This window comes from Cyclobacterium qasimii M12-11B, from assembly GCF_000427295.1.
GTDB classification, from domain to species: Bacteria; Bacteroidota; Bacteroidia; order Cytophagales; family Cyclobacteriaceae; genus Cyclobacterium; species Cyclobacterium qasimii.
Map to the genome: position 1 here is coordinate 19,626 of NZ_ATNM01000105.1, position 18,708 is coordinate 38,333.

Consider the following 18,708-nt stretch of genomic DNA (forward strand, 5'->3'; position numbering starts at 1 on the left):
TAAAAAATATGTCAGCGACAAAATCACAGGAATTCGTTCAATATAAGGTGAAGGACCTATCACTTGCAGCTTATGGACGTAAAGAAATCCGACTTGCAGAAAGTGAAATGCCCGGACTAATGGCACTCAGAGAAGAGTTTGGCAAATCCCAACCATTAAAAGGTGCTAGAATTGCAGGATGTCTACACATGACGATCCAAACTGCAGTATTGATTGAAACATTGGTCGCTTTAGGGGCTGAAGTTACCTGGTCTTCTTGTAATATCTTTTCTACACAGGATCACGCTGCTGCTGCAATTGCTGCCGCTGGTATTAGTGTATATGCTTGGAAAGGACTTTCAGAGAAAGATTTTGATTGGTGTATCGAACAAACGCTCTTTTTTGGAGAAGACAAAGCACCTTTGAACATGATCTTGGATGACGGTGGTGACTTGACCAATATGGTTTTGGATAAATATCCTGAATTGGTAGGAGACATTAAAGGGCTTTCAGAAGAAACAACTACTGGGGTTCATAGACTTTATGAAAGGATGAAAAATGGTACTTTACCGATTCCTGCAATAAACGTTAACGATTCTGTTACAAAATCTAAGTTTGATAACAAGTACGGTTGCAAGGAGTCTTTAGTAGATGCTATAAGAAGAGCAACTGATATTATGATGGCAGGTAAAGTAGCTGCTGTAGCTGGATATGGCGATGTTGGAAAAGGTTCTGCAGCCTCACTTCGTGGCGCTGGAGCCAGGGTGATTGTATCTGAAATTGATCCTATTTGCGCCCTTCAAGCAGCCATGGATGGTTTTGAAGTAAAGAAAATGATTGATGCTGTTAAAGAAGCAGATATTGTTGTAACTGCAACCGGAAACAAAGACATCATTTCTGAAGCTCATTTCAGAGCCCTTAAGGACAAAGCCATTGTTTGTAATATTGGTCATTTTGACAATGAGATAGACATGGCATGGCTCAATGGTACTTATGGAGATACCAAAGATGAGATTAAACCTCAGGTAGATTTATACAATATTGATGGCAATGATATAATTGTCCTTGCTGAAGGAAGGCTTGTAAACTTAGGTTGTGCTACTGGCCATCCATCGTTTGTAATGTCCAATTCATTTACGAATCAAACCTTGGCACAATTGGAATTGTGGAACAACACAGACCAGTACAAGCCAGGGGTATATATGCTTCCAAAGCATTTGGATGAAAAGGTTGCTGAATTACACCTTAAAAAATTAGGTGTGGAATTGGATCAGTTATCTGACGATCAGGCTGAGTACATTGGTGTGAGCGTTAAAGGTCCATTTAAGCCTGAATATTACAGGTATTAATGGTATTCTAACATATTCATATGGAAACCTCAACCTTTCGGGTTGGGGTTTTTTGTTTTAAAAACCTGGCAATAATTAAAGAAGATTTGAATGTAGCTACACCTTTGTTTCCTTTGTTTTCAATCTAAAAGGATTGGCTTAAACTAACTATTTACCTTTTAGTGAAAATGAGCAATAAAAAACAGGTAATATTGTCAAGCATAATGATTGATTTTGTAATTTGTGTAAATTATTTTTAACCCTTATTTTAATAGGGGAATTCCTGACTTTTCTCAATAAGTTTTTTAGTAAAAGGGAAAGCAGGCTTTGAATCTTGAGGTCAAGCATGGCTACGGTGAAGTTGAGAAAACGATGAAAGTATTGATTTTACCAAGTAATCGATTGACTATTGCCTATTTCATTTGTATCAAAAATTAGCATTTTATGAAATCAATTTCTTATGTATTTATTAGGTTAGGGATAGGGATTAGTATGTTGGGTCATGGGTTGGTGAGGATTCCAAAACTTACGGCTTTTAGCGAAGGGATGGTTAGTAATTTTAAAGATTCACTATTACCCGAGTTTCTGTTAATCCCATTTAGTCTTGCATTGCCTTTTATAGAGTTTTTAATAGGTTTACTATTGGTGTTGGGATGGCAAACAAAACCAGCGGCAGTTGGAGGTGGAGTTCTAATGCTTGTCTTGATAGGAGGGACTACTCTGATAGAGAATTGGGCAGGTTTGCCCACTCAAATGATTCATTTATTGTTTTTTGTTTTGGTTTATGAATTTAATAAGGCCAATGCAATGGCGTTGGATAAATCACAAGGAATTAAATAAGAAATATGATTGCTAAAGAAAACCTTTCTAATTATTTGCCATTTTTTTCAGATTTACGCCTTTTAGATGCGCTAGCAAATGAAGGAAAGATCATGGAAATTAAAAGCGGTGAGACGATAATAGAGCCAGGTCAATTCATTAAAATGGTTCCAATCTTATTAAGTGGAAGCATTAAAGTTTTGCGTTTGGATGAAGAAGGAAAGGAATTGTTACTGTACTATATTGATCCCGGAGAAACATGTGCTTTGTCATTGACTTGTTGCTCTTCTAATAGAGCTAGTGAGATCAGAGCAGTAGCAGAAGAAGACAGTGTATTGCTTAGTGTTCCTGTAGGCAAACATGAAAAGTGGACAGAGGAATTCAAGCAGTGGAAAGATTACGTTACTGATTCCTACCGGATAAAATTCCAGGAATTGTTAAAGACGCTGGATGCTGTAGCCTTCAAGCGAATGGATGAGCGATTGATGCGTTATTTGGTAACAAAAATGAAGCAATTGAAAACCAATGAGCTAGCTACCACGCACCAGGAGATCGCCAATGAATTGGGTACTTCCAGGGAGGTAATTTCAAGATTGCTCAAGCAGTTAGAAAAAAGAAATGGATCGAATTGGGTAGAAATATAATATATATCAGGGATGATTTTGAGGAGTTGATCCATAAGTTGAATTGACGAAGTTCACTACCTTTATGGAAGTAAATATTACCCATTGAGGGAAATGCCTATTAAATTTTTTTTACCAATAGTCTGTTACTTTATTTTTTTAATTATGCTATATTGTCATTATATTGGGTTTATGAATCGTTCATTATTTCTTTTTTTTACACTATTTTTTTTATCCTTAAACCTTTCAGCCCAAGAGATTAAGTTTAAAAAACTTCAAACAGAGCAAAACCTTTCAAGCAAACATGTTCAAGCCATAATTAAGGATTCGGACGGCTATATGTGGTTTGGGACTTTCAATGGATTAAACAGGTACGATGGTATCAAAACCAAAATTTACCTGGGTGATGAGAATGATTCCAGTACCATAAATAACAATAATATTTATGATATTTTTGAGGGCATGGATGGTGATCTATGGATTAAAGGCATAGATACTGTTTTCAATGTTTATAATAAGGACAAAGGTATTTTTGTTGATGATTTTGATGAAATTAAAGCCCGCTATCAATTAAAAAGTAAAGGAATTAGTAAAATATTTAAGGATTCTCAAGGCAGGTTTTGGTTTTTACATCCACACAATGGTCTCACAATATACAATCAGGGTAAAGAGGAATCCAGGTATCTTATTAGCGATGCTGCTGTAGAGGGTAGTTTGAGTGGTAATAATGTTACAGATATTCAGGAGGACGCTTCAGGGAAATTTTGGCTAGTGTATGACAATGGTACCATTGACGTTTTGTCAGGAAGTTCCTTTAAAGTTGATCATCGTATTTTGATTGGGGAGGTTTTAAGCCACACTCAAAAATACGATTTAAAAATAACACTTGATACAGAAGGTGATGCCTGGGTTTATTGCCCCAATCATGCCTTCGGCGCATTTTTAATAGATCACAAAGATTTTTCTGTTGCCAACATTAATGAAAACTTCTGAAGGTTTGCAATTAAACAACTCATTGGTTAAAGTCATATTGCCTCACACCAATGGGCAAGTGTGGATAGGTACTGATCATGGCGGGATTAATATTGTCAATAAAAATAAAGACAGCGTAAAATACCTTTTAAATGAGCCAGACAACCTCAATTCCTTGTCAAATAATGCGGTATATGCACTTTATGAAGATGACCAGGGAATTGTTTGGGTAGGTACTTTTAAGGGAGGTGTAGAATTATTTCACCCTCATTCCAGCAGATTTGCCTTAGTAAGGAGAGAGATCGATACCTCCAACCCTTTTCCGTGGAACGATGTAAATGCATTTGAAGAGGATGCGACTGGTGAAATATATGTTGGAACCAATGGAGGTGGTTTGTGGAAATATTCGCCAGACAATGGTGAAATTTCGAATATAGTGAAACTGGGTAACGATGCGATTCCTGAAAATTTGGTAGTCGTAGACCTGTTTACAGATCATCAAGGCGTATTGTGGATTGGAACTTATCAGGATGGGTTATATGCCGTGGATGGTGCTTCTGTCACTCATTATGAAGCGGATCTGGATAATCCAGATGGTTTGAAAGATAGCAATGTCTGGAAAATTTTTGAGGATAGTAAAAGAAGATTGTGGATAGGAACCCTTAGAGAGGGTTTGTTTCAGTTGGACCGAAAACGAAATAATTTTGTCCACTTTAGAGAAAACGGCAAGGGAATGCCACTCACCGTCGGATATGTCACTGGTATTACGGAGGATGATAAGGGCAATATCTGGGTATCTGGGAACAATGGGATAAACGTTTTTAATCCAGATACAGGATACCTGAAGAATTATTTAGTGGATTCACCAGGTGCTTCTTTTGGTTTGAGTAGCAACGAAATTTCTGATCTAGTAAAGGATAAGCAAGGTGTAATTTGGGCCAGTACTAATAAGGGTTTGTGTTATTTTGATGAGCAAACATCTCGTTTTGTCGTTTTTAATGAAGCCAATGGAGTAAAAAATAAGTTATTGGTCGGTTTGGAGATGGATAATAAGAATAACTTGTGGTTAAGCTCACAAGAGGGTATAATTCATGCAAAAATCAATAGAACTGAGCCATTGTTTTCTGCCGAATTTAGGGTTTTTAATTCTGGTGATGGACTTCAAGGAGATTATTACAATAAAAACGCTTTGTTTTTATCTAAAAAAGGCAAGGTTTATTTTGGTGGTTCGGACGGTTTTAACTTTGTAGATCCCTCTACCTTCCCTTTTTATGAGGAAGAATCTCATGTAGTGTTTTCTGAATTTCAGTTGTTCAACCAATCCATAGCGGTGAATGAGCAAGTGAATGGGCGCATTTTATTACCAAGCCCTTTGAATAAGAAAAGGGAAATACAACTGAACCACGATGAAAATATTTTCTCTGTTTCTTTCTCATCAATGAACTACCTAAATCCAGAGAAAAATAGCTTTCAATACAAGCTAGAAGGATTTAACAATGATTGGATAAGTCTTTCAAATGCTCCTTTTGAGGTCTCTTTCACAAATTTAGACCCAGGCAATTACAGGTTATTGGTTAAAGCCTCAAATATTGATGGTATACCAGGTACAGAAATTTCTTCCTTAGCTATTACCGTTCTAGCACCATTTTGGAAAACCGATTTCGCGTATTTTGTGTATTTTATAGCTTTTGTACTTTTTGTATTATTGGCTTGGAAGTGGTTTGTAGGAAAAGAGCGCTCAAGGCTAAAAAGACTTGATGAAATCAAGGAAATTCATAGACTTGCAGAGCTGGATCAAATGAAAAGCAGGTTTTTTACCAATATAAGCCATGAGTTTAGAACGCCCCTTACCTTGATTTTGGCGCCGATTGATAAGTTAATGGAAAAGGAAGGGGAAGATTCTGCTAATTTTTATTTAAAGACCATTCAAAAAAATGCCAAGAAACTACTGGCATTGGTAAATCAATTGATGGATGTGAAGAACATCGAAATGCAAACCATCAAATTGGTGCTGTCTGAAGGTGATATCATTTCTTTAATTGAAGACCAGGTGCGTACGTATCAAAGCCTTTCTGTAAACACCAATATTGGACTTACTTTTAGCTCTGATGTAAGGAATATACCTTGCTCATTTGACATAGATAAGGTTAAAAAATAATCAACAACCTATTGTCAAATTCCTTTAAATTTACCCCTTCAGGGGGTGAAATAGATGTTAGTCTAAAATTTAAACAAGAAGGCTTAGGTGAAGGAGTTTTAGCAATTATTGTAACTGATACAGGTATTGGCATTCCAAAACACCTTCATCAAAGAATTTTCGCTAAATTTTATTCCTCACAGTCCAATCAGAATCAGGGTACAGGCATTGGACTTGCTTTGGTCGCTGAATTCGCAAAAATGCATGGAGGTAGTGTATCGGTAAGTAGCGAACCGGGTAAGGGTGCGAAATTCACGGTAACCCTTCCTTTGGTGTTGCGTGATGGGTACAAGGTGAAAGAAGAGTATTTTTTAGAAAGGGGTAAAGAAGATCTTATCTCTGCTTTGCCTACAGGAGAATCCGACCCAAAACCACGACTTCTTTTGGTCGAAGACAATGCTGATCTCAGACAATACCTGGAGGAAGTACTTAAGGATGACTTTTTGATTGATGTGGCCCTAGATGGAAAAGCTGCTTTGGAAATGGCTCAAAATCAAATTCCGGATATCATTCTTTCGGACCTGCTAATCCCTGAAATGGATGGGGCTACTTTGTGCAAAATCATCAAGAACAATCTTAAAACATCACATGTACCAGTGGTTTTGCTGACGGCAAAGACGGAAGAAGAAGACCACTTGCTTGGAATTGCTTCTGGCTGCAATCTTTTCTTAGAAAAACCCTTTAATCTTGAACTCCTTCGTTCTGGTTTGCAAAACCTATTGGACAATAAAAAGAGGCTCCAAAAACATTATCGGAAAATCATTTCAGTGGAGACTAGTGAAGCAGAGTTGGAATCTTTGGATGACAAACTGATCCAGAGAGCAGTTTCAATGGTGGAAAAAGAAATAGAGAATCCTGATTTTTCCGTAGAGGTTTTAAGCAAAGAACTTGGCATGAGCAGGATGCATTTGTATAAAAAAATCAACTCCCTTACCGGACAAAGCCCATTGGAATTTATTAGGTCCATAAGGCTTCAAAGAGCAGCCCAACTATTGAAAATGAACCAATATTCTATTTCAGAAGTAGCCTATAAAGTAGGCTTTAACAATGCGAAATATTTCTCCAAACACTTTAAAAATAATTTTGGTGTCTTACCTTCCCAATATCAAAAAAACAATAATGAACTTTAAATTATTTATTCTTGGCCTTTCAATTGTCCTTTTTGTAAGGTGCCAGCCCTCTCAAACGGACCCCTTGACTCCCGTTCTTCCCATCCCTGATGAAAGGCAACTTGCCTGGCAAGGGATGGAGTTTTATGCTTTTGCCCATTTTAATATGAATACTTTTACCAATATGGAATGGGGCCTGGGCGATGAAGACCCATCCATGTTTAACCCTACAGATTTTGATCCAAAACAGTGGGCGAAGGTTTGTAAGGAGGCTGGGATGAAAGGAATCATTATTACAGCCAAACACCACGATGGTTTTTGCCTTTGGCCCACAGCTACCACTGAACACTCTGTGAAAAATGCAGCTTGGAAAGATGGTAAAGGAGATATTATCAAAGAAGTAGCAGAAGCTTTTAGAGCTGAAGGCCTGAAGTTTGGGGTTTACCTTTCTCCTTGGGATAGAAACAACGCGGATTATGGAACGCCCAAATACGTGGAGACTTTTAGAGCGCAACTAAGGGAGTTGCTCACCAACTATGGGGAGGTTTTTGAGGTTTGGTTTGATGGTGCCAATGGTGGTTCTGGCTATTATGGAGGAGCCAATGAGGAACGTAGGGTAGACAAGAAAAGTTATTATGACTGGCCTACAACATTTGCTATGATTCGTGAGCTTCAGCCTAATGCAGTGGTTTTTGGAGATGCTGGCCCTGATGTAAGATGGGTAGGTAACGAGCATGGGTTTGCTTATGAGTCTACCTGGTCCAATTTATTGAGAGATTCCGTTTATGCAGGAATGCCGGAATATTCAAAAAAATATTCACGAGGTCAAGAAAATGGTACCCATTGGGTACCGGCAGAAGCAGACGTCTCTATTCGACCGGGTTGGTATTACCATCCCTATGAAGACCATAAAGTTAAAACGCTTCCGCAGTTATTGGATATCTATTATAACAGTATAGGAAGAAATAGCTCTTTACTATTGAATTTCCCTGTGGACAAAACAGGGCAAATCCATGAAAACGATGTGACACAGCTGATGAAATTGGTTGATAAGGTGAAAGAGGATTTTAGCCAGAAAATCCCCTTGAAAAGCAGTAATCTTTCCGCTTCATCCGAAAACGGTGATTATGTTGTAGAAAATCTATTAAGTTCAGAAATGAAATCCTCCTGGAGTCCCGCTTCGGGCGATGGACCTGCTACTGTTACCATTGACTTCGATGAGGTCCAGACCTTCAATCGTTTTTTGGTTCAGGAAAATATCTCCCTAGGACAAAGAGTGAAATCATTTGAACTTGAAATACAAAATGAAAATGGAGAATGGAAGAGCATAGCCAAAGAGACGACCATTGGCTATAAAAGGATTCTAAGACTTCCTGAAACGAAAACAACAGCTGTAAAATTTACCATTCATGATGCCAAAGACAGTCCGGTAATAAGTCATCTGGCCTTTTATGATGCGCCTAAATTATTATTGCCACCTGCAGTGGATAGGGATAAAAATGGAACAGTAAAATTAAACGTTGTTGAGGAAGGAGTGCAGGTGTATTACAGTCTGGACGGTAAAGATCCTGTTCAGTCAGGCAAAGTTTATACCCAGGAGTTTGAAGTAATGCTTCCGACCAAGTTAATGGCGGTGACCAAAGATCCAATTTCAGGTAAATTCAGTGAGGTGATAGAAGTTAATCTCCAATTGGCTAAAAAGAATTGGACTGTAGTTGGTGGAGATGAGAACTCAGGTAATCTTATAGATGAAGATCCATCCACCAATTATATAAGTAATCAAAATATAGCAACCATTGACCTGGGAGAAAAACAGGAAGTTTCAGGCTTCACCTATTACCCTATGCAAAACAGATACCTATCGGGCCTGATCAAGACTTATGTATTTTACACCAGTGTGGATGGAAACAACTGGCAGAAAGCCGCAGAGGGAGAGTTTGGCAATATTGCCAATAGTCCGATTGAACAAAGGATAGAATTTGATCAGAGATCGGCAAGATTTATTCAATTGAAAGCAAAAAGCACCACAGATGATCAACCTGCTAGTTTTGCTGAATTAGGCGTGTTGTTAACTGAATAAAACAAAAAAGTAGCGCAATAGAACAAAATGGGCTGAAATGATTGTTTAAGAAGGGAAATGCAGAATTTCGGATTGGTTTTTGTCTTTTGATTAGGAAATAAATTTTTAACCAAAAACCACTGATACTATGTTAACCTGGGTAATCACATTTCTTGTAGTAGCTTTAATTGCTGCCGTTTTAGGCTTTGGAGGACTTGCTTCCGGACTTGCATCTATTGCCAAAATCATATTTTACATTTTCATCGTTTTACTAGTTATAAGTCTAGTCGCCGGTGGAGTAAATGGATTTTAAATAAAAACCCCACCCGATTGAAAAGATCGGGTGGGGTTCTATTTTTTTTAGCATTATCGATTCTCTAATATAGATAATGCAATATAGGTTTTGACAACTTATTTTTCTCTACAGCACAGCTTCTTCGAAAAGCTTTTGTAAGGTTTTCGTTAGGTCTTTGCTTAATCCAGGGTGAGGCCTGGAAGTTTGAATAATAGAACTTCTTACAGCAGTAAGCCACCTGAAGCGTGAAGCCAAGTCCATGGTTGCAATTTGCCCTCCATCGGATTTTCCACTACAAATTTTTTCAAAAGAATTCAGGTTTAATTGAATCATCTCAATATCAGCATTTGGGTCTAAAGCCAGGATTTTTTCCTTGGAAAAATGGATTTTCACTCCTAAAAAGCCACTTCTGTGGTCACATAAAATGACGCCGACATTAATAAATTCTTCGCGTTCCACCCTTGGTACCACGCGCAAGACCGCATATTCATATAAGTGATTTTCTTGCATCGTCTGCTTCTTTGGTGAATTGATCCGCATAAGACAATCTTAGCTTTAGAAAATCGGCATAGACCGTTCTCAGTTCCTCAGCATTTTCCCCATCTCTTCCTGCTAACAACCACTCATCGGGTATAAGCGAAACAATGGCATTAATTTTATCCTCATTTAAAATAGACGTGAATTGATCATTCACCTCAGTCAAATTTTCAGCTTGCTGGAGTAGTACATGGTTAGCGATAATAGGAAATGACTTGGTCGCATTTTCTTTCCATCTCGTCCAGCCATGCTGAAATAAAAATGCAGCACCATGGTCAATGAGCCAAAGCTCTCTGTTCCACATCAGCATATTTGTGTTTCTAAAGGTCCTGTCCACATTGGTGATGAACATGTCTAGCCAAACGATTTTTGAAGCCAATAGAGGGTCTACCTTTGAAACCAAAGGGTCGAAATTTATGGCACCGGATAAGAAATGCAAGGCCAGGTTTAAGCCTTGGCTGCCTTTTAATAAATCCTGAATCTCTTCGTCCCCTTCAGATCTGCCAAATGCAGGATCCAGGTTGGCAAAGACAAGCTCGGGAATTTTGAGCCCCAGCAATCGAGCGATCTCTCCACCAAGGAGTTCTGCAATCAGGGCTTTTTCACGTTGGCCTGCACCTCGGAATTTTAATACGTAATTAAAACCATCATCAGCTGCTGCAAGGGCTGGAAGTGATCCACCTTCCCTTAATGGCTGCATGTACCTGGTCACATTTACTGTACGCAATTGTGGTAATTGTTCCATAAATCTTTAAATATGGGTTTACATGGAAATTGTATAAACCCTCCGTACCTGCAATTTGGGGCTAATTACTGAACTAAACCTGAAATAGGGAACAGAATTTTAATAAGAAGTGAAAATTACTACTAGCCAAATGTTTTTTTCTTCCTTTAGCAAAACAAGAGTACTGTGTCACAGCAAAATCATTTTATTTTTTTGTAGTTTCACCTTTAATGTATTTCCCCAGTTGGGTAGTTGGACTATAGCCCAAGAGCTACCTGATTAAAGAAATAATAACTTTAGAAACTTTGCCGGGAATTCCGCTTTTAGGGCTACTATTTTCCGATACCCATGACATTTATGAATATTTCTGATTTTTTTGAAAGCATTGGTGCCTTTTACGAACGATGAGTTAGATGACATCCTCAAACACTTTAAAAAAGAGGCTATTCCGAAGAATCAAATGCTTGTTCGTCAAGGTGAGGTTTCTAAAACCTTGTACTTTATAGAAAGTGGATTGGGTAGAAGCTATTACCTCAATCAGGCGGGAAAAGAAATCACCCAATGGTTTTTTGGTAGTGGGAAGTTTATGGCCAGTGCGGACAGCTTTTTTCAGCAATGTCCCAGTTTGTATTTTATTGAGGTTTTAGAAGATGCCGTGATATACAGTATCACAAAAGAAAAGTTGGATGAATTGTTCGATACCTATCCAAAAATGGAAAAGCTGGGAAGGTTGGTCACCACGGAAATGCTCACCAAAGTAGTGAATAAATTAAATGCCATTCAATTTCAAACAGCCAAAGAACGGTATGAATATATGCTTGCTGAGTTTCCGGATATTTCCTACCAAGTCTCATTGGGTCACATCGCTTCCTATTTGGGCATGACGCAAGAAACATTGAGCCGTATCCGGAAAAGTAATTCGAGGAAATAATTCATAGCAGAAACGTTTTTATTGTAATAGATCACTCTTGACAAAATAAAATATTAGGCTTTTTTCGACCTTCAAAGGTTATGCTTTTTGGAGCAGGAGTCCTACTCCAAAAATCAAATGATGTAAACGTAAATGGACTTTAATCCTCATTCTTTATCCATCATTTGAAATAAGATTTGACTACTGGTATGCCCTGTTGATTCTAATTATTCGATTTCTAGGTTTTAATGAAAAGAATGCAATTTTAGGAAATTGCCAGACATATCCCCATTTCACTTTTTGATATAGGTCAAAAGAAAATCACTACTACATCAGGATCTTTGTATTGTAATCATAAAACAATTTACAATGAAACCATACAAAGGAGCATTTGCGATTCTATTGATTTTGCTTGCAACGGTGATGCCTTCGGTAACTAAGGGGCAGGAACTAGATCCAATATTGAAAGAATTGATCAATAAAGGGGTAAGTAAAAGCCATACTGTTAATGGTAAATACATGGATGCAGAACAGGCCAAAATCGACCAGCAATTGGCGAAATCTGTATTCTTACCCAAAATCACTTTAAACGGTAGTTATACCCATTTGAACGATGACATCACTTTTGACGACAATACGAAAACCCTGTTAACGGAAACCCAAAAGCTTGTTATCAAAGATGCTGTTGGATTACCTTTTAACTCAACTTTCCCAAATACCATTCCACTTCAGGAAATTCCGGTTTTACAAAACCAAAACATTCTGAGGTCATCGGTAGATGTAGATTGGGTATTGTTTAGCGGGCTGGAAGCAAGCAATGCCTTACAGGCGAGCAAACACAAGGAAGCCTCTTTGAATTACGTAGGGATGGCAGAAGAGGATAAAACCGCCTTACAAATCATAGAAGCCTATGATAAACTTGCCTTGGTAAAAGCGTCAAAGAAAGTGCTTACTACTTCAGAAAACTACTTGAACGAGCAGGCAACCTATGTCAGTAAGGCCATTGAAAACGGTCTTGCGACCCCCATCAGTCGCAACAAAATTGAACTGGCGAGACAACAATTGGAAGCCAAAAAGCTAGAATTTGAACACAACAATATCCTGTTGATAGAAGTGCTTCACCAGCTTACTGGAGAAAGTAGAACAGATTTAAGAATACTCCATCCGCAATTGCATTCTTTTACTGTGGATGCTAACTCCAGTGGGGAGAAACGCAATGAAATCAAAGCCTTAGAAGAGGCCGAACAGGCGACCCAATACAAAGCCAAAATGCTGAAGAGCAATTTCATTCCTAAAGTTGCCTTGAAAGGTCACTATGAGTTTATAGAAGAGAATTTATCACTGCTAGATCCAAAATGGTATGTAGGAGTTGGGCTTAAATGGAATGTTTTTGATGGCAACCAATCGCGTTTAAAAAGAAGAAAAGTTCAATTAGAGACTGCTAAATATAGAGAACAGATTGAAGAGGCAAATGAAATGATTGCCTTAGGAATATCCAAAGCTGAAATAAGCTACGAATCGGCCTTATTGAACAGTAAAATAGTTCAAAAGGAAATTGACCTGGCCAATGAAAACTATGAGATGGTCAATACTCAATACAAAAACAACCTGGCATCAATCAATGATGTAATGGATGCTCTAAATGATGTTGAGAAAGCCAATTTCAAATTGCAGGAATCTTATTTTAAAGAACGCCGAGCTGTGGCAGATCTGCTTCATGCCAAAGGAATACTTAATTACTAACCCATCAAAAATATAAAAATGAATACTTATAAAAATATACTACTAGGCTGTTTTGCATTACTCGCATTGAATTCATGCCAGCCAGAACAGATCACTCCCAATAGAGGTAAAGTGAAATTTGAAACCATTTCAGTAAGTAGCAAACTTGCAGGAAGAATTGATAAAATATTCGTAGAGGAAGGACAAAAAGTTAAAAAGGAGACACTCTAGCTACGATTAACATTCCTGAAGTACATGCGAAAATGCTTCAGGCTGATGGAGCCATAATGGCAGCCCAAGGGCAATTCAACATGGCTTTCAATGGTGCCACGGCAGAACAATTGATCCAGATAGATGGCCAATTAAATGCTGGTAAAGCGCAATTGGATTTTGCTCAGGAATCCTATAATCGTCTTGAAGCCATGTACAAGGATTCATTGGTAACCCAACAACAATTTGATGAGATTAAGATGAAACTAGACATGGCGAAAGCTCAGGTAGCTGCTTTAGCGGCCAAGCGAGATGAAGTAAAAAAAGGAGCGAGGGAAGAGCAAATTGAGCAAGCCAAAGGACAGTTGAATAGGGCAAAGGGAGCCAGAGAAGAAGTCGCTACCGCTTCTTTAGAGCAGTATGTTATTGCTCCAGCAGATATGTCAGTAGAAACCATTAGCCTGGATGAAGGGGAGTTGCTTACCCCTGGTTTTACCTTGTTCAATGGTTACAAAACCAACAGTATCTATTTCAGGTTTACTATTCCTGAATCAAAGATTTATGATTTTGAAGTGGGGCAGGAGCTAACCTTAGTCAATCCATATACAGAAGAAGAGACTGAAGGAAAAATTCTAGCCATCAAGCAATTAGCGCAATATGCAGACATTACAAGCACAGCACCCTTGTACGAATTGTCTGAATCAATTTATGAATTAAAAGTAGTACCTACCTCGGATATTCAGGGGCAAAGGTTTTATATCAACGCCACCTTACTTATTAAATAGATAAAAATATGAAAAAATTCATAGGCTTATTAAAACTGGAATTCGGGCGTATTTTTTCCAATAATGTCCTGATGGCCATCTTCTTTGGCGCACCTATAGGGTATGGTATCTTATTCGGCTATGTGTACCAACAAGCCAAAGTCAAAGATTTGCCAATAGTCATTGTAGACCAGGACCAAAGTCCTGCATCGGATAAAATAATTGATGCTTTTGAAGACAATGAGGGATTATTTGTTTCGGATGTAAGGTCAATCCCCGGGGATATTAAAAATGAAATGCCTGTCAAACAGTATGTTGCGGTAATTACCTTGCCTACGGATTTTGAAAAGAATCTTTTGCAAAAAAAGCATCCGGAGGTACGTGTAGATTTGAACATGGCAAATATTTTAAATGCCAATACAGCAAGCAATCATATCAATACTGTATTGATGACGATAAATGCTGGAATTGAAATAGAGGGGCTTAAAAAACAAGGTCTTCATCCAGACCAGGCAAAAGCTTCTTATGAGAGTTTTAAAATAAATTTCAACAAGCTTTATAATTCTACTGGAAATTATGTGACGTTTATGCTGCCTGGACTGCTTGCTGCCATCATGCAACAAATTATCTTTCTAGCAATGGCCTTGGCGTTTTCCCGGGATTTTGAAGATGGCTATTTTGGCAAGCTTGTAAAAGAAAGCAAATCCTCGATTTATCACATCCTATTAAAGGCAACTCCTTTCTTTTTGATGCTTCCTTTTATGTGGTTGATTATAAGCTTGTTGTTTTCCTTTTTTAATGTAGGGGTGAATATCATAAATCTTCCGATGTTGGTTTTGACCACCTTATTAACTTTTGCATCAATGTTTATTGGTATGTTGTTTTCAATTGCTATTCCAAGTCAGTTGAAAGCTACAGAGTTGTTGATGGTGATTTCTACACCGGCATTTATTTTAAGTGGTTTTACATGGCCTACATCAGCTATTCCCGAACTTATAACCAATGTTGCCCAGTTTATTCCCGTCACTCAATTTTTGAGTGGATTTAGAAAAGTCGCTTTTTACGGAGGAGATTTGTCTTCAATTGGCCCTGAAATCAGGGTGTTGGTAGGGATAATTTTAGTGGCCTTAATCGCTATGGTCTTGCTACTTCAATTCAAAATAAATCGATTAAATAAAAAGCAATAATAACTTTCAATTCGAAATATGCAGTAGTTCTTATTAAAATAGGCAGAGGTAATATTTTTGCATATTTCTTCTTATACCTATCGCAATTAGTGTTAAATGTGAAATGATCTTGCAGATATTAATTTAAACAAAAATGAGCTTTATTGATTGTTTTTTCGTATACCTTAAATAGGTCATCAAAGCGCTAAATATTCTGGATTCTTGTTGGGGAAATTTCATTTGAGCGTTGATTAAATATTCAAATTGTCTAATATGAAAATAATACTGATTGTAGGTGTCGTGCTTACGCTGGGATTTTTACTTTTTCAAATATACCTTATGACAAGCCGCAAAAAAATCGAGAACTATCCTTATCAGGTGATTAAATCCTATGAGGCTTTTGAAATCAGAAAATATGAGGCCCGTTTATTCACTTCAGTAAAATTGAAAACGGACAAGTATGAAGATGCTTCAGGAAAAGGATTTTCCATTTTGGCAGGTTACATATTTGGAGGCAACAAGCAAAAGGACAAAATTTCCATGACAAGTCCAGTAAGTATGTCTCTGGAAGATTCGATGACCATGATGTTTATGGTGCCAAAAGAATGGAAAAAGGAAGACTTACCTGAACCAAATAGTGGAGATATTCAATTTAGAGAAGAACCAGCAAAAACAGTTGCGGCGATTAGTTTCGGAGGTTGGGCCAATTCCGAAAAGATCAAAACGTATAAAGAAAAATTAACTTCCGCTTTGACCAAGGAGGGGATATCCTTCACAAATCAGTTTTATTTTTTGGTTACAATCCTCCTTTTGATTTAATAAACCGGAGAAACGAGATTATCGTCACTTTGACTGATGGAAATTAGGTAGCGTATCAGGCAGGGATCCTAGCACCCAAAATAAGACTCAAGCCAATAGGTTGAAGTAAACAGATTTACAGGAATTAAATTAATAGTGGAAATGAGCTGCTGAATTTATGCTGTGCTTTACATTGGAAAAAAGGTCCATGACTTTTTTACGAATGAGCTGAAGCCCTTAATTAAATTTTACTGAGGTCATAGAGAGGGATCCACCTAAAGGTTGGTCGTTAAATAGACTTGTTTCATCCTTATTGTCTTTGAGTGCCAAAGTATAGAGCAAAGGCAAATAGTGTTCAGGGGTCGGAATGGCCAGGTCAAATGCTCTTCCCTGACTTCTAAAGTCTATTAAGCTTTGAAAATCCCCTTCCACAATCCAGGCCTTCATTTTTTCATTGGCTTCTATGGCCCAGTCAAATGCAAATGGTTCTCCTTGTAGTTTGTCCCAGGCTATCTTGCCTAGGTTGTGCACCATATTTCCACTGCCAATGATTAAAACTCCTTTTTGACGTAACTGAGACAATTGCTGCGCCAGTTCAAAGTGGTATTTTGCTGGCTTGGTATAATCCAGGCTCATTTGAATGATAGGGACATCTGCATTTGGGTAAAGGTGCTTGACTACGCTCCAGGCCCCATGATCCAGCCCCCAGTTTTTGTTCAGCCCTATACTTGTATTGGTGATTAAATCCTTTGTTTCCTGGGCTAGGGAAGGGCTTCCGGGTGCTGGGTATTGCACATCAAATAGCGCCTGAGGAAAACCACCAAAATCATGAATGGTTCTTGGGTTCTCCATAGCGGTTACAAAGGTGCCTTTGGTTTCCCAATGGGCAGAAATACACAAGATAGCACTTGGTTTTTGAATTTCTTCTCCTACTTTTTTAAAACCCTTCACAAACTCATTCTCTTCAATTCCATTCATCGGGCTACCATGTCCAAGAAATAAAACAGGGGTCTTTTGGGTATTTGAAAATGAGCCGGAGAGTTTGTTTAGAGCTTTAAATTGCATGGAATAATTGATTTTTGGGTGGCTTGCCAATAGGATTTATAGGCAAGGTGGTGATGTGATAACTAACTACTCTACTTAGGTATACTTCTGTTTCCTTGTAAAGGGTTACTTCTATTATGATATATGTTGAATATAGGGGTAAAATGAATGCATCAAGAGAGTGTCATTCAAGGCTAAATAGGTCAGCATTTTTTCAACCCGAACCAAATAAAATGGAAACATTTTGAATTCTGTTTCAAAGAAATCCTGAAGGGTTTCAACTTCAATAACCGCTTGTAAGACCCGTGGAACATAATTTAAACCGTACGATTTTAGCGGTATTATTGCTATTTTTTCTGCAACAATGCTGACAAAATCACAAACCATCCCGTTTTTTGCTAATATGATTTACAGATAGCTGGCTTTTTAGTCTGGGTATTATTTTTGATGGCAAAGTAGAAAATCATCCCCTCCCAATAAACTCCAATTTTCTATAGATTTGGCATTTAAATGGTTTCAAGAGTGAACGCACCTTCTTTTATGTCCTCATAAAACTTAGCCGTAGTCACATTGATAAAGGGTATAAGCCATAAAAAACCTATTCCAAGGGTAAGGATACATAGCAGCGCCATGCCAAAAAACATCAAGAACAGTAGGAAAAGCTTCATTTTGTACCCGTTCATCATTTGCTTGCTTTTGTCAATGGCATCCAGTGGACCAATGGTTGGGTCATCAGCGATAATATAGAAAGTCATGGCATAGGACAAGCCAGCTATTATTCCGGGTATTATCAGTAAAAGCATCCACAATAAGACAAATATTATTATCAGTAAATAGGCGCCTAAAGCTGTTCCGAAATTATTGAAGCCATCAAATATTTGTTGCAATCTGGCATATTGATTTCTGGCAATGGTCAAAGAAAATAGGGAAAGACCTAGCACCATTGGGCCGGTAATTATAAGGGTTCCCAAGCCTATCATGGGGTAGTATTCCGCCATTCCTTGTAAAAAACCCATAATGATATAATATACAAGAAAAGTACCTATGGCAAGCCCCCAATTACCCTTTAGGGATTCACGTGCCATTTTCATTAATGCTACATTCTCAGTTCCCATGGTTTTTATTGTTCTGGTTATCTTGCTCGATTGGAGGATTGATTAAGTTTTGTTTTTTTGGCACTGTTCGTACGCGACAATGTTTTCTATTGTGCGAAAACCTTGAAGGCTGAATATAGGTTAAAAATCAGACTCCTCCAATAGTTTAAACCGCTATTCCAAGCCTATAAACTAAATTTAAATTACTGACTATTTGGCTAATGATAGGGAATTAATGTCATGAACTAATTATAATTCATTTAGGCTGTTATTGAAATTTAGCCTTTTATATTAAATAATGGTGCCGTAATATGAGAGGAGATAACAACGATTGGGCAGTATTTCAATAGATGAATAG

At 37.9% G+C, this 18,708-nt stretch carries 17 protein-coding genes and 1 pseudogene; 14 read left to right on the forward strand and 4 right to left on the reverse strand.

Going from position 1 to position 18,708, the window contains the following annotated elements; all coding sequences use genetic code 11:
• The first annotated feature begins 8 nt into the window (after positions 1 to 8).
• The 8 genes and pseudogenes from ahcY (at position 9) to ADICYQ_RS26740 (ending at position 9,399) form a co-directional block, all read left to right on the forward strand.
• Positions 9 to 1,328: an adenosylhomocysteinase gene (gene ahcY, locus ADICYQ_RS11265; RefSeq protein ID WP_020892869.1), complete on the forward strand. Its 1,320-nt coding sequence runs from the start codon at positions 9 to 11 to the stop codon at positions 1,326 to 1,328.
• 423 nt (positions 1,329 to 1,751) lie between these two features.
• Positions 1,752 to 2,147: a DoxX family membrane protein gene (locus ADICYQ_RS11270; RefSeq protein ID WP_020892870.1), complete on the forward strand. Its 396-nt coding sequence runs from the start codon at positions 1,752 to 1,754 to the stop codon at positions 2,145 to 2,147.
• A 5-nt stretch (positions 2,148 to 2,152) separates the two neighbouring features.
• A pseudogene (locus tag ADICYQ_RS11275) lies at positions 2,153 to 2,817 on the forward strand (Crp/Fnr family transcriptional regulator).
• 124 nt (positions 2,818 to 2,941) lie between these two features.
• On the forward strand, positions 2,942 to 3,742 hold the full coding sequence (locus ADICYQ_RS11280; RefSeq protein ID WP_040415870.1) for a ligand-binding sensor domain-containing protein: 801 nt from the start codon (positions 2,942 to 2,944) through the stop codon (positions 3,740 to 3,742).
• Positions 3,729 to 5,879: a ligand-binding sensor domain-containing protein gene (locus ADICYQ_RS11285; protein WP_040415873.1), complete on the forward strand. Its 2,151-nt coding sequence runs from the start codon at positions 3,729 to 3,731 to the stop codon at positions 5,877 to 5,879. The genes ADICYQ_RS11280 and ADICYQ_RS11285 overlap by 14 nt, the downstream gene beginning before the upstream one ends.
• An 11-nt stretch (positions 5,880 to 5,890) precedes the next feature.
• Positions 5,891 to 7,048, forward strand: coding sequence for a hybrid sensor histidine kinase/response regulator transcription factor (locus ADICYQ_RS11290; protein ID WP_020892874.1), 1,158 nt, complete (start codon positions 5,891 to 5,893; stop codon positions 7,046 to 7,048).
• Entirely contained in the window at positions 7,038 to 9,107 is a 2,070-nt protein-coding gene (locus ADICYQ_RS11295) for an alpha-L-fucosidase (RefSeq protein ID WP_051160182.1), read from the forward strand. Before ADICYQ_RS11290 ends, ADICYQ_RS11295 begins: the two co-directional genes overlap by 11 nt.
• Before the next feature lie 127 nt (positions 9,108 to 9,234).
• A complete protein-coding gene (locus ADICYQ_RS26740; protein WP_020892876.1) occupies positions 9,235 to 9,399 on the forward strand; it encodes a DUF1328 domain-containing protein in 165 nt (54 codons plus the stop codon).
• A gap of 108 nt (positions 9,400 to 9,507) precedes the next feature.
• On the opposite strand, the gene ADICYQ_RS11305 is transcribed toward ADICYQ_RS26740, so the two are convergent.
• Both ADICYQ_RS11305 and ADICYQ_RS11310 read right to left on the reverse strand, forming a co-directional pair.
• Complete coding sequence (locus ADICYQ_RS11305; RefSeq protein WP_040415876.1) at positions 9,508 to 9,891, reverse strand: DUF3037 domain-containing protein; 384 nt, start codon at positions 9,889 to 9,891, stop codon at positions 9,508 to 9,510.
• A complete protein-coding gene (locus tag ADICYQ_RS11310) occupies positions 9,869 to 10,663 on the reverse strand; it encodes a HipA family kinase (protein ID WP_040415880.1) in 795 nt (264 codons plus the stop codon). Before ADICYQ_RS11310 ends, ADICYQ_RS11305 begins: the two co-directional genes overlap by 23 nt.
• A gap of 355 nt (positions 10,664 to 11,018) precedes the next feature.
• On the opposite strand from ADICYQ_RS11310, the gene ADICYQ_RS11315 reads away from it, so the two are divergent.
• The 6 genes from ADICYQ_RS11315 (at position 11,019) to ADICYQ_RS11335 (ending at position 16,233) form a co-directional block, all read left to right on the forward strand.
• On the forward strand, positions 11,019 to 11,573 hold the full coding sequence (locus ADICYQ_RS11315; protein ID WP_235114586.1) for a Crp/Fnr family transcriptional regulator: 555 nt from the start codon (positions 11,019 to 11,021) through the stop codon (positions 11,571 to 11,573).
• A gap of 348 nt (positions 11,574 to 11,921) precedes the next feature.
• The gene (locus tag ADICYQ_RS11320; protein ID WP_020892880.1) at positions 11,922 to 13,295 is read left to right on the forward strand and encodes a TolC family protein; all 1,374 of its coding nucleotides are present in this window, start codon (positions 11,922 to 11,924) and stop codon (positions 13,293 to 13,295) included.
• Between the two features lie 18 nt (positions 13,296 to 13,313).
• Complete coding sequence (locus ADICYQ_RS28530) at positions 13,314 to 13,505, forward strand: biotin/lipoyl-binding protein (protein WP_235114587.1); 192 nt, start codon at positions 13,314 to 13,316, stop codon at positions 13,503 to 13,505.
• A gap of 32 nt (positions 13,506 to 13,537) precedes the next feature.
• On the forward strand, positions 13,538 to 14,269 hold the full coding sequence (locus ADICYQ_RS11325) for an HlyD family secretion protein (protein WP_020892882.1): 732 nt from the start codon (positions 13,538 to 13,540) through the stop codon (positions 14,267 to 14,269).
• Positions 14,270 to 14,277: 8 nt separating this feature from the next.
• Positions 14,278 to 15,435, forward strand: a complete 1,158-nt coding sequence (locus tag ADICYQ_RS11330; RefSeq protein WP_020892883.1) for an ABC transporter permease — start codon at positions 14,278 to 14,280, stop codon at positions 15,433 to 15,435.
• 252 nt (positions 15,436 to 15,687) lie between these two features.
• Complete coding sequence (locus ADICYQ_RS11335) at positions 15,688 to 16,233, forward strand: SOUL family heme-binding protein (protein WP_020892884.1); 546 nt, start codon at positions 15,688 to 15,690, stop codon at positions 16,231 to 16,233.
• A gap of 216 nt (positions 16,234 to 16,449) precedes the next feature.
• Here the strand turns inward: ADICYQ_RS11335 and ygiD are convergent, their stop codons facing one another.
• The gene (ygiD, locus tag ADICYQ_RS11340) at positions 16,450 to 17,277 is read right to left on the reverse strand and encodes a 4,5-DOPA-extradiol-dioxygenase (protein ID WP_040415884.1); all 828 of its coding nucleotides are present in this window, start codon (positions 17,275 to 17,277) and stop codon (positions 16,450 to 16,452) included.
• A gap of 485 nt (positions 17,278 to 17,762) precedes the next feature.
• The gene (locus ADICYQ_RS11350; protein WP_020892887.1) at positions 17,763 to 18,371 is read right to left on the reverse strand and encodes a DUF975 family protein; all 609 of its coding nucleotides are present in this window, start codon (positions 18,369 to 18,371) and stop codon (positions 17,763 to 17,765) included.
• Positions 18,372 to 18,708: the final 337 nt, after the last annotated feature.

What these genes read in the sequence shown, in the direction of transcription:
- ahcY (WP_020892869.1), top strand. Translation starts at nt 9, where the DNA reads ATGTCAGCGACAAAATCACAGGAATTCGTTCAATATAAGGTGAAGGAC.
- ADICYQ_RS11270 (WP_020892870.1), top strand. Translation starts at nt 1,752, where the DNA reads ATGAAATCAATTTCTTATGTATTTATTAGGTTAGGGATAGGGATTAGT.
- ADICYQ_RS11280 (WP_040415870.1), top strand. Translation starts at nt 2,942, where the DNA reads ATGAATCGTTCATTATTTCTTTTTTTTACACTATTTTTTTTATCCTTA.
- ADICYQ_RS11285 (WP_040415873.1), top strand. Translation starts at nt 3,729, where the DNA reads ATGAAAACTTCTGAAGGTTTGCAATTAAACAACTCATTGGTTAAAGTC.
- ADICYQ_RS11295 (WP_051160182.1), top strand. Translation starts at nt 7,038, where the DNA reads ATGAACTTTAAATTATTTATTCTTGGCCTTTCAATTGTCCTTTTTGTA.
- ADICYQ_RS26740 (WP_020892876.1), top strand. Translation starts at nt 9,235, where the DNA reads ATGTTAACCTGGGTAATCACATTTCTTGTAGTAGCTTTAATTGCTGCC.
- ADICYQ_RS11305 (WP_040415876.1), bottom strand. Translation starts at nt 9,891, where the DNA reads ATGCAAGAAAATCACTTATATGAATATGCGGTCTTGCGCGTGGTACCA.
- ADICYQ_RS11310 (WP_040415880.1), bottom strand. Translation starts at nt 10,663, where the DNA reads ATGGAACAATTACCACAATTGCGTACAGTAAATGTGACCAGGTACATG.
- ADICYQ_RS11320 (WP_020892880.1), top strand. Translation starts at nt 11,922, where the DNA reads ATGAAACCATACAAAGGAGCATTTGCGATTCTATTGATTTTGCTTGCA.
- ADICYQ_RS28530 (WP_235114587.1), top strand. Translation starts at nt 13,314, where the DNA reads ATGAATACTTATAAAAATATACTACTAGGCTGTTTTGCATTACTCGCA.
- ADICYQ_RS11325 (WP_020892882.1), top strand. Translation starts at nt 13,538, where the DNA reads ATGCTTCAGGCTGATGGAGCCATAATGGCAGCCCAAGGGCAATTCAAC.
- ADICYQ_RS11330 (WP_020892883.1), top strand. Translation starts at nt 14,278, where the DNA reads ATGAAAAAATTCATAGGCTTATTAAAACTGGAATTCGGGCGTATTTTT.
- ADICYQ_RS11335 (WP_020892884.1), top strand. Translation starts at nt 15,688, where the DNA reads ATGAAAATAATACTGATTGTAGGTGTCGTGCTTACGCTGGGATTTTTA.
- ygiD (WP_040415884.1), bottom strand. Translation starts at nt 17,277, where the DNA reads ATGCAATTTAAAGCTCTAAACAAACTCTCCGGCTCATTTTCAAATACC.
- ADICYQ_RS11350 (WP_020892887.1), bottom strand. Translation starts at nt 18,371, where the DNA reads ATGGGAACTGAGAATGTAGCATTAATGAAAATGGCACGTGAATCCCTA.